Raw genomic sequence first — 13,406 nt, 5'->3', positions numbered from 1 at the left:
TCATAGCGGCAGGGAAACACCCGGTTACATTCCGAACCCGGAAGTTAAGCCTGTCAGCGCCGATGGTACTGCACCGGGGACGGTGTGGGAGAGTAGGACGCCGCCGGACAATCTTTATATGGAGGGGCCACCCGTAGAGGGTGGCCCTTCTGTGTTTACGGGGTCGTGTCATCACCACGCCGTAACCGGCATCGACGGGGAACGAAAGCTCCGGTCGAGGCTCGGGCGGTGGTGATGGCGCGCTAGGCTGGCAGTGCCGGGCCACCCCACGGGGGGCCTTCGTCGCATCGGACGAGAAGCGAAGGCCGCGGTGGACGCGATTGCAGCGGACCTGCGGCGCAAACAACATGTCTTCCCTGGAACTCATCGGGCAGGGGCAGATCCCCAACAGTCAGGACAGCGGGAAGACGGAGCCCTGCGGCCGGCGAACCGGACGCGGTGAGCAAGCAACAGAGGACAGAAGTGAACAGAGAAGACGGGCGCGACGGCGCGGGCCGTGGCGGAGACAACCGCGACGAGAGCAGAAACCGGGGCGAACGCTCCGGGGGATACCGCGGTAATGGAGGAAGCGGCGGCTTCGGCGGTCGTTATGGAGAGCGGCGAGAAGGCTTCCGGAGCGACCGCGGCGAGCGCGGCGAGCGCCCGTTCCAGTCCGACAGGCGCGGCTACCGCGATCAGGGCGGAGCGTCCGGGGGACGCTTCGGTTCGCGTGATCGTGACGACAGGCCGGGCGGCTCCTACGGGGATCGTGACAGGCGCGGCGGCTATGGCGGCAGGGATGACCGCGGTCGCCGTCCCTTCGGCACCGGGGACCGTGCCGGTGGCCGCACCGACGATCGCGGCGGATACCGTGACCGCGACGGGGGACGAAGCTTCGACCGCGGTGGTGACCGGCCGCGCGGCTCCGACGGGCGCAGGGACGCCGGAGGCGGCGAAGGACGCGGGGATCGCGTCTACCAGGACCGTGACTCCTTCCGCACCGATCGGCCGCGCCGCCCCTACGGTGACCGCGACGGCTTCCGGGGCGGACAGGGCCCCCGGGATCGCGACGACCGCGGCGGACGCCCGTTCCGCTCCGACGACCGCGGCGGACGCCCGTTCCGCTCCGACGACCGCGGCAGCCGGCCGTACGGCGAGCGCCGCCCGGAGCGGCGGGAAGGCGGCGGCGGGGACGGAGACCGCCCGCAGCGTCAGGGCGGCGGTTTCGGCGGGCGCTACGGCTTCCGGGAACGCGACGCCCGCGATGGTCGCGAGGGCCGGGAGAACCGGGAGGGCCGGGACAGCCGCTCGTACACGCCCCGGAACGACCGTGACGACCGCGGTGGCTTCGGCAGCCGTCCGCCGCGGCGTACGGACCAGGAGCGCGGCTACGGCCGTGACGACAGAGGCGGCAGTGGGTTCGGGCAGCAGGATCGTCCCCGGCGTCCGTACGGCGATCGAGGCGGCGATCGGGGCTTTGGCGGCCAGGACCGGCCGCGGCGTCCGTTCGGTGACCGCGACAGCAGAGGCGGCGAGGACAGGCCCAGGCGCCCCTACGGCGACCGGCAGGACACCGGCGGCGACCGCTACCGCGATCGGGACTCGTTCCGGGACGGGCCGCGCCGTACGCCGGGGGACCGGCCTGGCGGGTCCTTCCGCGACCGCGACGACAGGCGTCCGGGCCGCGACCGTGAGGAAGGGCCTCGGACGTTCCGTGGGCGTGAGTCGGGCTCCGGCGACCGGCCGCGGCGGCAGTTCGGCGGCGATCGCGGTGCCCGCCCGTTCGGCAGGGACCGTGACGAGTCCAGGCCGTTCAGCGGCGACCGAGGTGCGGCGCGTCCCTTCAGCCGCGACGAGCGGGGCGGCAGCCGCACCCGGTACGGCAGGCCGGACGAGCAGAGCAGGCCGAGGGTTCGCGAGGAGATGCCTCCGCTCGACCCCGACATCACGCCGGACGAGCTGGACCGGGAGGCGCGTGCGGAGCTTCGCTCGCTGCCGAACGACCTGGCGGACCTCGTGGCCAGCCACCTCGTGGCGGCCGCCCGTGCGCTGAGTGCCGAGGATCCGGAGAAGGCGTATGAGCACGCCAAGGTGGCGCGCCGCTTCGCGGGCAGGATCGGCGTAGTGCGCGAGGCCACCGGGATCGCCGCCTATCACGCGGGGCAGTACGCCGAGGCGCTGGGCGACCTGCGGGCGGCCAGGCGGATCACCGGCTCCGACGAGTACCTGCCGATCATGGCGGACTGCGAGCGTGGGCTCGGGCGGCCCGAGCGGGCGCTCGACCTCGTCCGGTCGCGTGAGGCCGAGCGGCTGGACCGCGCGGGCCGGATCGAGCTGGCGATCGTGGAGTCCGGGGCCCGTCGTGACCTCGGGCAGCACGACGCTGCTGTGATCACGCTGCAGAAGGTGCCGGAGCTGCGCGATCCCCAGCCGAAGCCGTGGTCCGCACGCCTCGCCTTCGCGTACGCGGACGCCTTGGCCGACGCGGGACACGAAGAGGCGGCGACCGACTGGTTCGCCCGTGCCATGGGGTTCGACGAGGACGGCGAGACCGATGCGGCCGAACGCTATGCCGAGCTGACCGGCGGCCTGATCGAGGACCTGGAAGAGGATTACGACGAGTCCGGCGAAGAGCCCGGTGACCTCCCGGACGACATCCCGGACGACCTCGCCGACGACGAAGACGAGGTCGGCGACGAGGAAATCCAGGAAGCGGTCAAGGACGAGGACGAAGACGAGGAGGACCTCCCCGTCGGTTCCCGTGACGACGACCAGTCCGACGAGGACGAGCCGACCGGCGAACAGGCGGACGACGGCTCCTCGGGCGAGGTCGTCGCCGAGGTGGCCGCGGCCGACGAGGCACCGGCACCGGTGGCGTCGGTGGCTCCTGTTGCTCCCGCGGCGATGCCGGCACCGGTCGGCGAGGAGACGCGCGACGCTGACGAGGCGGCCGAGCGGCCTTCCGCCACGAGCGCGCCGTCCTACGGCCCCGCGTTCATAGAGCCGAACTTCGGCGACGTGCTCGACGACTCCGAGGACGCCGAGGACCCCGAGGATCGGACGAAGCGCCAGCCTTGATGTTCCGAACGGGCGCCGCCTTGGCGGCGCCCGTTCGTCTTTCCGGGGAAGCTCGCTCCGGGAGAGCCGGGCCGTGACTACGGGCTGACGGTCAGCGCGGGGTGCGATCCAGCCAGTGCATGATCCCCGCGACGTTCGACGGCGCGCCGCTCAACAGCTCGAACTGCTCGGCGGTGGCCTCGTCGGCGCGCAGCGCGGCGTACCGCTCCCGCGTGCGGTCGCGGACCATGGCGACGGCGTGATCGAGATCGAGCCCCTCGGCCCTGGCCCGTCTGGTGAGGTCCACCCAGATCCGGAGCTCCTCGGCCGAGCGTTCGAGGGTCGAGGGCACGTCCTCCACCGGTCCGTAATGACTGAACAGCAGCCGCTGCGGCTTCAGGGCCGTGAACAGCGCGATCGAGCCGAGGGCGACGTCGAGGTCGAAATCCGGCGGCGGTGTGGCGGGCCGCAGGTCCCCGGTCTCGGGCAGATACACACCGGCGGCGTCCCCCACGTACAGGTCACCGGTGAGCGAGTCGAGCAGGCCCACGTGGTGTTTGGCGTGGCCGGGGGAGTAGTGACTCGCCAGGGTGCGGCCGTTGCCCAGATCGATCGTCCCGGTGTCGCCCAGGGCCCTGATGCGGGCCGCGTCGGTCGGCGCCAGAGTGCCGAACAGTACGTCGAGCTTGTCGCCCCAGACCATCTTGGCGCTCGCCATGAGCCGGGAGGGATCGGCGAGATGGCGGGCGCCCTTCTCGTGTACGACGATCTCGGCGGACGGGTAGTAGTTCGCGATGTCGCCCACGCCGCCGGCGTGATCCAGATGGATGTGGGTGACAACGACGGTCGCGAGGTCGTCCGGTCCCACGCCGAGGGAGGACAGGGCGTCCCTGACCACGGGAGCCGAGGTCGAGGTGCCCGTCTCGACGAGGCAGGGGCGGTCGCCGAGGATCAGATAGCCCGCGGTGATGCCGGAGTAACCCGCCATCCGCGTGTCGATCTCGTAGACGTCGCCGCCGAGCGGAGTCACGTTGTCCACAGGCCACTCCCGAAACTAGAACCGGTATTCACAGAATGGCATTCAGGACCGCACCGGCCCAACCTGGTCACGCATAGTGATCTCCACGGTAGAGAGGAGTTCACATGCACCGCAACGAGGTGGTGCTGGCCGGGCGGCTGTCCATGGAGCCGGCACACAGGGAACTGCCGGGCGGAGCCCTGCTGACGCAGTGGCGCCTCGCGGTCCGCAGACCGGGAAGCCGCTCGGGGCGTCAGCGGTCGGACGCGATCGAGTGCGCGACGATCGACGACGGCGTGCGGGCCATGCTGGCCGGCTGGCAACGCGATGATCTGGTCGAGGTGGAGGGCGCGCTGCGCCGCCGCTGGTGGCGTGGCGGCAGTCGCTACGAGATCGAGGTCCGTACGGCACGCCGCGTCGAGACGGCCGCGCCCCGCATCAGGCCACGCAGAAGAACGCCCCAGGCCGACGACGAGAGGGCGGCCACCCGGAACGGGCGGGCCGCCGAGGTAGCCGAGGCGCCCGATCTTGTCATGCCTGAAGCGGCATCCTGCGGTGATGATGCCGGGGCCGGGATCGGGAGGGCCGGTGCCGCCCCAGACGCGCCCGATACGGTCACGCCCGAGGCGGGGCCCTGGGGCGACGGCCCTGCAGCGCGGGTTGGGCAGGCCGGTGATGGCCATGGTGTGCCCGATGCCGCCATGTCCCAGGCGGCACCCAGTGGCGATGTCTCCGGCGCCTCTCCGGCGGCGTCATCCTGCCATCACCAGGACGAGGCCGTCTCGGCGGAGTTCGCCGGCGAGGTGGTCAGTCAGTCGCGAAGGTCCGCATGACCAGGCCCGTGCGGGGCTTGGGGCCGAACGAGGTCGACTTGCGCGGCACCCGCTCGCCCTGCGCCGCGACCGTGAGGACGTCCTCCGTGGACAGCGGATTCAGTAGCACCGCCGTCCCGCCGAGCCGGCGCGCCCTCTCCACCGCGTCGAGCGGGTCGTGGTGCACGACCATCACCGACTGTTCGCTGTCGGTGATCCCCCACACCTTCGGCAGGAGGAACGTCGTGAGGACCGAGGTGTCGAGCATCCGCCACCGCGGGGACTGCCCGGGCGGCATGGCGTGCTCGACCTGCAGCGGGTCAGGGTCTGTCAGCAGATGGGCGGGTCCGTCACCGGCGAGCACGAAGGCGGGGCCGGTCGCGGTGGCGAGCCCCGCGAGGGCGTCCTCGACCAGGGGGAACTCCTGCACCTGCCACGCGCCCTTGGCCCGGGCGGCGGCCTCCTGCAGGGGCAGTCCCGGAATGACCCGGTGGATGGCCCGGAGCTCGGGCGGGTATGCCGTGGAATCGACCAGGTAGGCCAGGCCGTAGTCCCAGGGCCCGGGCCCGATGTGGTCCTTCTGCAGCGCCTGATATGTGGCGTAGCGGTGGTGACCGTCGGCGATCAGCGCCTGGCGATCGTGCAGGTCCTCCGCGACGGCTTCGATCTCGTGGGGGTCGGTCACCGCCCAGAGCCGGTGGTGCACGCCCTCGCGCGTCCGGACGTCCATGAGGGGGAAACGCTGGGCGGCCACGTCGTCGACGAGCCGGGAGGCGGTGCCGCCGCCTTCGTACAGCAGGAAGATCGGCTCGAAGTTGGCCTGTGTCGCCCGCATCAGGGCGAGCCGGTCGGCGACGGGCTCCGGCAGGACGTTCTCATGCGGAAGGATCGCGGTCGACCCGACGCCGACGCCTCCGATCAGGCCCCGCTGCAGGAAACCGACCCCGCTCTGCTCGTACACGTAGAGGCCGGGCAGGGAGTCGACCGTCAGCACTCCAGCGGCGAGCCACTCGCTCAACGCCTCGCTCGCCTCACCGTAGTGGCTGATTCCGGGAAGGATCAGGCGCACTACGTTGTTCGGATGACGACTGAGCAAATCTCGCAGCTCTTCAGGGGAGATGAGATCGTACGGCGGTGAGGTGACAGCGGCCAGATCGTCCACCGCGTAACGCACGCCGCGGAACGGACGTAGCACCAGTCCCGCCCGTTCAGAACTCTCCATACCGGGCATGTTGCCATAAGTGCCCGGACTCCCCGACGCTGCGGTGCCCGGTTGCTTGTGAAATCGGAGTGCAGGAGGGCTTACCCCATGTTCGAAGGACGAAACGAGGCCTCTGCTTCTTCCAATGATCCGGGCGGTACGCCTTCCGGCGGTGTCTACGAGTGGTTCAAGCGTGGCATGAAGCTGCTCGAAGAGGGCAGCCCGGCCGCCGCGGCGGCGATCCTGGAGCACGCCGTGCGGGCCGAGCCCGATTCGCGCAGCATCCGCGAGGCCCTCGCCCGGGCCCAGTTCAACTCGAAGCGGTACGACGAGGCCGCCGGCAGTTTCCGGTGGATCGTCGACGCCAACCCCGCCGAGGATTACGCCTACTTCGGTCTCGGCTTGTCACTGTGGCGCAGCGGAGACATCGAGGCGGCTCAGGAGCCCCTCGCGGTGGCGGTGGCGATGCGCCCCGATCTTCGTCACTACGTGTCCGCGCTGAAGCAGGTCAGGGCCACGCTGCGGGCGAGGCAGGCGTGACCGTAGGCCATACTTCCGCCATGCAAGAAACCACCGGCGTGCTCGTGGACGCCTACGACACGTTGCTGCTCGACCTCGACGGCGTCGTCTACCTCGGCAGACAGGCGGTCCCCGGCGCGCCGGAGGCGCTGGTCAAGGCCCAGGACCGGGGCGTGCGGCTCGCGTTCGTGACGAACAACGCGTCCCGCACGCCGGGGGCGATCGCCCAGCACCTCACCAACCTGGGCATTCCGGCGGCCCCGCAGGACGTGGTGACCTCCGCGCAGGCGGCGGCCCGGCTGATCGCCGAGCACGTCCCGGCCGGCTCCGCCGTCCTGGTGGTGGGCGGCATGGGACTGCGGATGGCCCTGCGCGAGCACGGCCTGCGCCCGGTGACCACCGCCCTGGACGCGCCCGCCGCCGTCGTGCAGGGCATCGCCGACAACCTGTCCTACGGGCTGCTCTCCGAAGGGGCGCTCGCCGTACGTCAGGGAGCGTGGTTCGTCGCGGCCAACGGTGACACGACCATGCCGACGGGCCGGGGCAAGCAGCCCGGCAACGGTGCGATGAGCCGCGTGATCGCCACCGCGGCCGGCGTCGAGCCCGTGGTCGCGGGCAAGCCCGAGCCGCCGTTGCACCGCGAGTCGATGATCCGCACCCGCGCCGAGAGGCCGCTGATCGTCGGCGACCGGCTCGACACCGACATCGAGGGCGCGACCCGGGCCGGGGTCGACAGCCTGCTCGTGCTGACCGGTGTCGCCACTCCTCTGGATGTGCTCACCGCCGCGCCCCATCACCGTCCCACCCACATCGCCGCCGACCTGTCCGGTCTGCACACGCCTGTGGTCCCCGTACGGCATGGCTCGGGCGGCTGGACCTGCGGCGGGTGGACGGCCGTGTGGCAGGACGGCGAGCTCGCGCTCGCAGGTGAGGGCGACCCCGTCGAGGGGCTGCGTGCGGCGTGCGCCGCCACCTGGGAGGCGGTGGGGGACGGCCAGGCGGACGAGGGCGCGGTGAAGGCCGCCCTGACGGCACTCGGCCGCTGACCACGCGTCGGCGGCGTCGCCTCCCGCATCCCGCCGCCTCAGGCAGCCCGTCCCACGCCCCCGGAGCTCCTGGCCCTCATGCCCGCCGGTCTCAGGCGCCCCGCCTCAGGCAGCACGTCTCATGCCATGCGCCTCGGTCGAGGGCCCGGCGTCGCGCGGGGCCAGGGCTCTTACCCGGCATGCGGCGTGAGGGTCCTGGTGGGTGTGTTGCGAGATCCGTGCGTGAGGCCCCCGCGTGGCTCGTGGTGAGACCGGTGGGTCGCGTGTGGCGATGGCCCAGCCCGGCGCGTGGCACGGGTCCGCGCCGGGGTGCGTTGCCAGTGTGGCGGAAGCGGCCAGCCGGGAGCGGCCGGAATGGAGGAGCGGCCGGAATGGAGGAGCGGCCGACTGGACGGGTCAGAGGAGTTTGCGAAGGCGCAGCAGGTCGCCGAGGCTCGCGTCGATCTTGACCCGGCCGCCCAGCAGCGCGCGGCCCATGTCCAGCTCGCCGTTGACCATCGAGACCAGGTCCTCGCTCTTGAGCGTCAGCTTGACCTCGGCGGGCCGACCATCCTCCGGGGGCACTTCCTTGAAGGCGTCGAGCCCGCCCCGGTGAATGCGGCCGTAGAAGGTCACGCCGAGATCGGAGATCCGGCAGGCCAGCCGGCGTTCGACCACGTGCTTGGCACGGTCCTCCTCGCTTATCTCGTCGAACTGCTCGACGAGCTTGTCCAGCGCCGCCCGGCATTCCTCGACGGTCGCCATGCGCCTGCCTTTCTTCTCACGGACCGTGTCGTCTCGCGGACCGGGTCTCCTCGTGAACCGCGCACGGATCATCGGTCGGCGATGTGATTCCCCTCTACCTACCGACAGTAGCTTTCCACGGACCGCCTGCGCGAAATCCGCGTCGGGTCATGGAAACGCAACGGTGCGAGTGCGGTGGTCCGCGCGCCGTAGATTGCACGATCAAGGGGGGCTGAGCGCGCCGTTCGCAGGCCGCGTGCGGCGAGATCATGTGGTGGGAAGGCCCGCGCCCCTCCCGCGGCACCCTGTGGCCCCCTGCGGAACGGCCGGACGGCGCACGACCGTCGGTGGCGTCCGATAGCGTCGAGGCGACCAGTGCCGCAGGGGCTCATACGGGTGGAGCCGCGCGGCGTGGCCGCGTGCGCCCTCCTGCGACGTCCGGGGTTTGGTCCGGTGCGAGCCGGGCCGACGCCCGGACGCGGGCCGGGGGTGCACGGGAAAGCGTGACAGGAAAGCCTGACGGGGCAGCTGATCGGAGCGGGAAGGGACCATGACGGACAGCGGGATCGCGGCCGGGGAGCATCACGCCTCGGGCGCCGACGGCGTGCAGGCCGCGTTGTCGCCTCTCGGACGGTTGGCTCACGCGCCGGTGTCCGAGCACGTGGGCGTCTTCGAACAGGTCCTCGGCGGCCTCGAGGCGGTGCTCGCGTCCGTGGAGGACACCGGCGAGCGGCAGGCCGAAGCACACGGCGACCGGGGGAGCGATCAGTGAGCCCCACGGCGGTAGCGGGGGCCGCCGCGCGCCGGGCGCGGATCCGTAGCGCACAGGACGGCGTGGGCCGGACGTGGGTCCGTACGACAGGGGACGGCGCCGCCGGGCGGGCCCGGTGAAGCGCGTCCGGCTGGACAGCGAGCTCGTACGCCGCGGGCTCGCCCGGTCCAGGGAGCAGGCGGTCCAGCTCATCGAGGCGGGCCGGGTCAGCGTCGGAGGCCGGGTGGCGGGCAAGGCGGCCACCCAGGTGGACACCGCCGCCCCCATCGTGGTCGCCGAGACCGCCGAGGGCCCCGATTACGTGTCCAGGGGCGCCCACAAGCTGCTCGGCGCGCTGAGCGCGTTCGAAGGGCTGCGCGTCGAGGGACGCCGGTGCCTCGACGCGGGCGCCTCGACCGGCGGCTTCACCGACGTGCTGCTCAGGCACGGCGCCGCCCATGTGCTCGCGGTCGACGTGGGGTATGGCCAGCTCGCCTGGTCGCTGCGTACGGACGAGCGGGTCACGGTGATGGAGCGGGTCAACGTCCGCGACCTGACCCCGGAGATGGTGGGCGAGTCGCCGACGCTGATCGTCGGGGACCTGTCGTTCATCTCCCTCCGGCTCGTCCTCCCGGCCCTGGTGCGCTGTGCGGCCGAGGTGGCGGAGTTCGCGATGCTGGTCAAACCGCAGTTCGAGGTGGGCAAGGAGCGCGTGGGCTCGGGAGGCGTCGTACGCGACCCGGCTCTGCGGGCGCAGGCGGTGCGGGACGTCGCGGCGGCGGCGGGATCGCTCGGCCTGACGGTGAAGGGCGTGACGGCGAGTCCGTTGCCGGGGCCGTCGGGAAACGTGGAATACGTTCTGTGGCTCGGGAAGGGGCCGGGGCACGATCCCGTTCCCGATGTGGACGCCGCCATCGACACGGCGGTGGCGGAGGGACCGCAGTGAGAGCGGGCGGCGAGGCGTGGAGACGATGAGCACGATGAGCACGGGCGGCGCGGCGGACCGGGCGGATGCCAAGAGGACCGTCCTGGTGACGGCGCACACGGGCCGGGAGGCGGCCGTGCGCAGCGCCCGCCTCGTCATGGAACGGCTGATCGAGGCGGGCATCAACGTGCGGGTGCTCGACGAGGAGGCCGAGGAGCTGGGCTGCGCCCACGTCGAGGTGGTCCCGGAGAACGACGCGGCCCTGGAAGGGGCCGAGCTGATCATCGTCCTGGGCGGTGACGGCACGCTGCTGCGCGCCGCCGAGCTGGCCCGCCCGGCCGCGGTGCCGCTGCTCGGCGTGAACCTGGGGCACGTGGGCTTCCTCGCCGAGGCCGAGGTGGAGGACCTGGCGTCCGTGGTGGACCTGGTGGTCGAGGGCCGCTACGAGGTCGAGGAGCGCATGACGATCGACGTCGTCGTGCGCCTGAACGGGTCGGTTCTCGCGCGGACCTGGGCGCTCAACGAGGCGTCGGTCGAGAAGAAGGACCGCATGCTGGAGGTCGTCGCCGAGATAGACGGCCGCCCGCTGTCGCGCTGGGGGTGCGACGGCGTGATCTGCGCGACCCCCACCGGGTCTACCGCGTACGCCTTCTCGGCCGGTGGGCCCGTCGTCTGGCCCGAGGTGGAGGCGCTGCTCCTGGTGCCCAACAGCGCCCACGCCCTGTTCGCCCGGCCGATGGTGGTGTCGCCGAAGTCCACGCTCGCGCTGGAGATCCTCCCCGACACCAGTGCCGGTGTGCTGTGGTGCGACGGCCGCCGCCGCTTCGACATCCCGCCCGGCGCCCGCGTGGAGGTACGCAGGGGCGAGGTGCCCGTGAGGCTGGCCCGCCTGCTCGGTGTGGAGACCACCGGGGCGCCGTTCACCGACCGCCTGGTCGCGAAGTTCGGCCTGCCGGTGCAGGGCTGGCGAGGCCGCGTACGCTCCGGCTGACCCCCCGAGATCCCCCGAGACCCCGCGAGAAGCCGCGATCCACAGCGGGTTGTGGCGGTTGGTGGTGATATGCCGGATGAGCAGGACTTTCGTATCCACAGATTCTCGTTCGGGTCGCGGCCGGGTCACGCTGTCCTCGAAAATCTTGACGAGTTACGCGTAGGATCTCTGGCGAGTTCGGTCGGCAAAACGGGAGGGACCAGTGCGGCCACGGGTCGAGGAGGTCCGCATCCAGGGGCTCGGCGTGATCGACGAAGCCGTTCTGGAGCTGTCACCGGGATTCACCGTCGTCACGGGTGAGACCGGGGCCGGCAAGACGATGGTCGTCACCGGTCTCGGCCTGCTGTTCGGAGGGCGGGCCGACCCCGCCCGGGTCAGGCCGGGCGCCGACAAGGCGCTGATCGAGGGCACGCTCGTGATCGAGCCCGGGGGCCGCGTGGCGCAGCAGGTCGCCGACGTCGGCGGCGAGGTCGAAGACGGGCAGCTCATCATCGCCCGGTCGGTCTCCGCGGAGGGCCGCTCCCGCGCCTGGCTGGGTGGCCGTGCCGTGCCGGTGGGCACGTTGACGTACATCGCCGACGACCTCGTCGCCGTGCACGGGCAGATGGACCAGCAGCGGCTGCTCCAGCCCGGCAGGCAGCGCGCGGCGCTCGACCGCTACGCCGGCGACGAGCTGGTCAAACCCCTTCGGGCCTACGAGCAGGCATACAAGCGGCACAAGCAGGTGGGGGAGCTGCTCCACGAGCTGACCGTCAAGGCCAGGGAGCGGGCGCAGGAGGCCGACGTGCTGCGGTTCGGCCTGGAGGAGATCGAGAAGGTCGAGCCCAGGGCGGGGGAGGACGCCGAGCTGAAGGAGGAGGCCGAGCGGCTCTCCCACGCCGACGCGCTGCGCACCGCCGCCACGACCGCGCACACGGCGCTGCTCGGCGATCCGATGTCGGGCGCGCAGGACGTGCAGGACGCCGTGTCGCTGCTCGGTCACGCGAAGGCGGCCGTGGAGTCCGTACGCGACTTCGATCCCGCGCTCGCCGGGCTCGCCGACCGCCTGGCCGAGGCCGGTTATCTGGTCTCCGACGTGGCGACCGAGCTGGCCGCGTACGCCGAGTCGGTCGAGGCCGACCCGGCCCGGCTCGCCGCGGTGCAGGAGCGCAGGGCGGCGCTGAACGGGCTCATGCGCAAGTACGGCGAGGACGTATCGGCCGTGCTCGCGTGGGCCCAGCGGGCCGCCGAGAGGCTGACGGAGCTCGATGGCGACGACGAGCGCATCGAGGAGCTGACGCGGGAGCACGGCGAGCTCACCGAGCGGCTGGGCGAGCTGGCCGCCGAGCTGACGGCCATCCGCACCGCCGCCGCCGAGCGGTTCGGCCAGGCGGTGACCGAGGAGCTGACCGCGCTCGCCATGCCGCACGCCCGGGTGAGCGTGGCGATCACCGCCACCGAGGGTTTCGGCCCGCACGGCGTGGACGAGGTGGAGCTCCGGCTGGCCTCCCATCCCGGCGCGCCGCCGCTGCCGCTGACCAAGGGCGCCTCCGGCGGTGAGCTGAGCCGGGTGATGCTCGCCATCGAAGTGGTCTTCGCCGGCGCCGACCCCGTTCCGACGTTCGTGTTCGACGAGGTCGACGCGGGCGTGGGCGGCAAGGCGGCCGTGGAGATCGGCAGGCGGCTGGCCAAGCTCGCCAGGACGGCGCAGGTCATCGTGGTCACCCACCTGCCGCAGGTCGCGGCCTTCGCCGACCAGCACCTCGTGGTCGAGAAGGCGAGCGACGGCCGGGTCGTCCGCAGCGGCGTCGTGACGCTCGACCAGGAGGGACGCGAGCGGGAGCTGTCGCGCATGCTCGCCGGGCTGGAGGACTCCGAGCTCGGCCGGGCGCACGCCGCGGAGCTGCTGTCCATCGCCGCCGCCGACAAGGCCGCCTGGGAGAAGGCGTCGTCGGGAACGGCCAAGCCCTCGGGCCGCCGCGCCGGCTGAGAGCTTCGGGTCCGCCGCGTCTCGGGCCCGCTCGGCCTTGTCCCGGGCGGGGATGCGGCTCTGCGGCGGGCTGAGGGGCTCGGGTCCGCCGCGTCTCGGTCCCGCTCGGCCCTGTCCCGGGCGGGGATGCGGCTCTGCGGCGGGCTGGGGGGCTCGGGCCCGCCCGTGCCGGTTCACGGCCGCGCACTGCGGCTGCAGACGCCGGGTGCCGGTCTTCTCTCGTGCCGCCGGCCGAGGGTTCCGCCGGCCGAGGTTCCGATGGCGGAGGGTTCCGCCATCGGGCCGGGGTTGCTGACTTTCGCGGTGTTCGCCTGGTCAGCGCGTACACTCGGCGGGGCGCGCACGGGGGTGACGTTTGGAGCGGGGCGCGCCGGGAAGCAGTCAAGCCCCGGAAACGAGGGGGCGGAGGAACAGG

11 protein-coding genes and 1 rRNA gene are annotated in these 13,406 nt (G+C 72.3%); 9 read left to right on the top strand and 3 right to left on the bottom strand.

Annotated features, from left to right (window positions below):
* A 5S ribosomal RNA gene (gene rrf, locus FLV34_RS32995) occupies window positions 1-109 on the top strand; the annotation flags it as partial.
* A 353-nt stretch (window positions 110-462) separates the two neighbouring features.
* Window positions 463-3,057: a hypothetical protein gene (locus FLV34_RS42835; RefSeq protein WP_261985989.1), complete on the top strand. Its 2,595-nt coding sequence runs from the start codon at window positions 463-465 to the stop codon at window positions 3,055-3,057.
* Between the two features lie 91 nt (window positions 3,058-3,148).
* Here FLV34_RS42835 and FLV34_RS32985 read toward each other — a convergent pair whose 3' ends face one another.
* On the bottom strand, window positions 3,149-4,075 hold the full coding sequence (locus FLV34_RS32985) for an MBL fold metallo-hydrolase (protein ID WP_260617527.1): 927 nt from the start codon (window positions 4,073-4,075) through the stop codon (window positions 3,149-3,151).
* A gap of 104 nt (window positions 4,076-4,179) precedes the next feature.
* On the opposite strand from FLV34_RS32985, the gene FLV34_RS32980 reads away from it, so the two are divergent.
* Entirely contained in the window at window positions 4,180-4,887 is a 708-nt protein-coding gene (locus FLV34_RS32980) for a single-stranded DNA-binding protein (RefSeq protein WP_147944952.1), read from the top strand.
* On the opposite strand, the gene FLV34_RS32975 is transcribed toward FLV34_RS32980, so the two are convergent.
* A complete protein-coding gene (locus FLV34_RS32975; protein ID WP_261985988.1) occupies window positions 4,862-6,088 on the bottom strand; it encodes a DUF1015 domain-containing protein in 1,227 nt (408 codons plus the stop codon). The genes FLV34_RS32980 and FLV34_RS32975 overlap by 26 nt on opposite strands.
* Window positions 6,089-6,175: 87 nt before the next feature.
* Between FLV34_RS32975 and FLV34_RS32970 the strand changes: the two genes are divergently transcribed.
* Both FLV34_RS32970 and FLV34_RS32965 read left to right on the top strand, forming a co-directional pair.
* Window positions 6,176-6,607 carry a M48 family metallopeptidase gene (locus FLV34_RS32970; RefSeq protein ID WP_142651791.1) on the top strand — a complete coding sequence of 144 codons (432 nt, stop codon included), beginning with the start codon at window positions 6,176-6,178 and terminating at the stop codon, window positions 6,605-6,607.
* A gap of 20 nt (window positions 6,608-6,627) precedes the next feature.
* A complete protein-coding gene (locus tag FLV34_RS32965; RefSeq protein ID WP_147944950.1) occupies window positions 6,628-7,632 on the top strand; it encodes an HAD-IIA family hydrolase in 1,005 nt (334 codons plus the stop codon).
* Between the two features lie 396 nt (window positions 7,633-8,028).
* On the opposite strand, the gene FLV34_RS32960 is transcribed toward FLV34_RS32965, so the two are convergent.
* Window positions 8,029-8,376, bottom strand: coding sequence for an SCP2 sterol-binding domain-containing protein (locus tag FLV34_RS32960; RefSeq protein WP_147944949.1), 348 nt, complete (start codon window positions 8,374-8,376; stop codon window positions 8,029-8,031).
* 529 nt (window positions 8,377-8,905) lie between these two features.
* On the opposite strand from FLV34_RS32960, the gene FLV34_RS32955 reads away from it, so the two are divergent.
* The 4 genes from FLV34_RS32955 (at window position 8,906) to recN (ending at window position 12,991) form a co-directional block, all read left to right on the top strand.
* Window positions 8,906-9,127, top strand: a complete 222-nt coding sequence (locus FLV34_RS32955) for a hypothetical protein (RefSeq protein ID WP_142651794.1) — start codon at window positions 8,906-8,908, stop codon at window positions 9,125-9,127.
* Window positions 9,128-9,242: 115 nt separating this feature from the next.
* The gene (locus FLV34_RS32950) at window positions 9,243-10,052 is read left to right on the top strand and encodes a TlyA family RNA methyltransferase (RefSeq protein WP_147944948.1); all 810 of its coding nucleotides are present in this window, start codon (window positions 9,243-9,245) and stop codon (window positions 10,050-10,052) included.
* 25 nt (window positions 10,053-10,077) lie between these two features.
* Window positions 10,078-11,022, top strand: coding sequence for an NAD kinase (locus FLV34_RS32945; protein ID WP_142651796.1), 945 nt, complete (start codon window positions 10,078-10,080; stop codon window positions 11,020-11,022).
* 202 nt (window positions 11,023-11,224) lie between these two features.
* The gene (recN, locus tag FLV34_RS32940; RefSeq protein WP_142651797.1) at window positions 11,225-12,991 is read left to right on the top strand and encodes a DNA repair protein RecN; all 1,767 of its coding nucleotides are present in this window, start codon (window positions 11,225-11,227) and stop codon (window positions 12,989-12,991) included.
* Window positions 12,992-13,406: the final 415 nt, after the last annotated feature.

Source organism: Microbispora sp. CSR-4 (assembly GCF_008033685.1).
In the GTDB taxonomy this organism is placed as follows: Bacteria; Actinomycetota; Actinomycetes; order Streptosporangiales; family Streptosporangiaceae; genus Microbispora.
The sequence above is the reverse complement of the archived record's forward strand: the minus strand, read 5'-3'. Positions and strand labels throughout refer to the sequence as shown.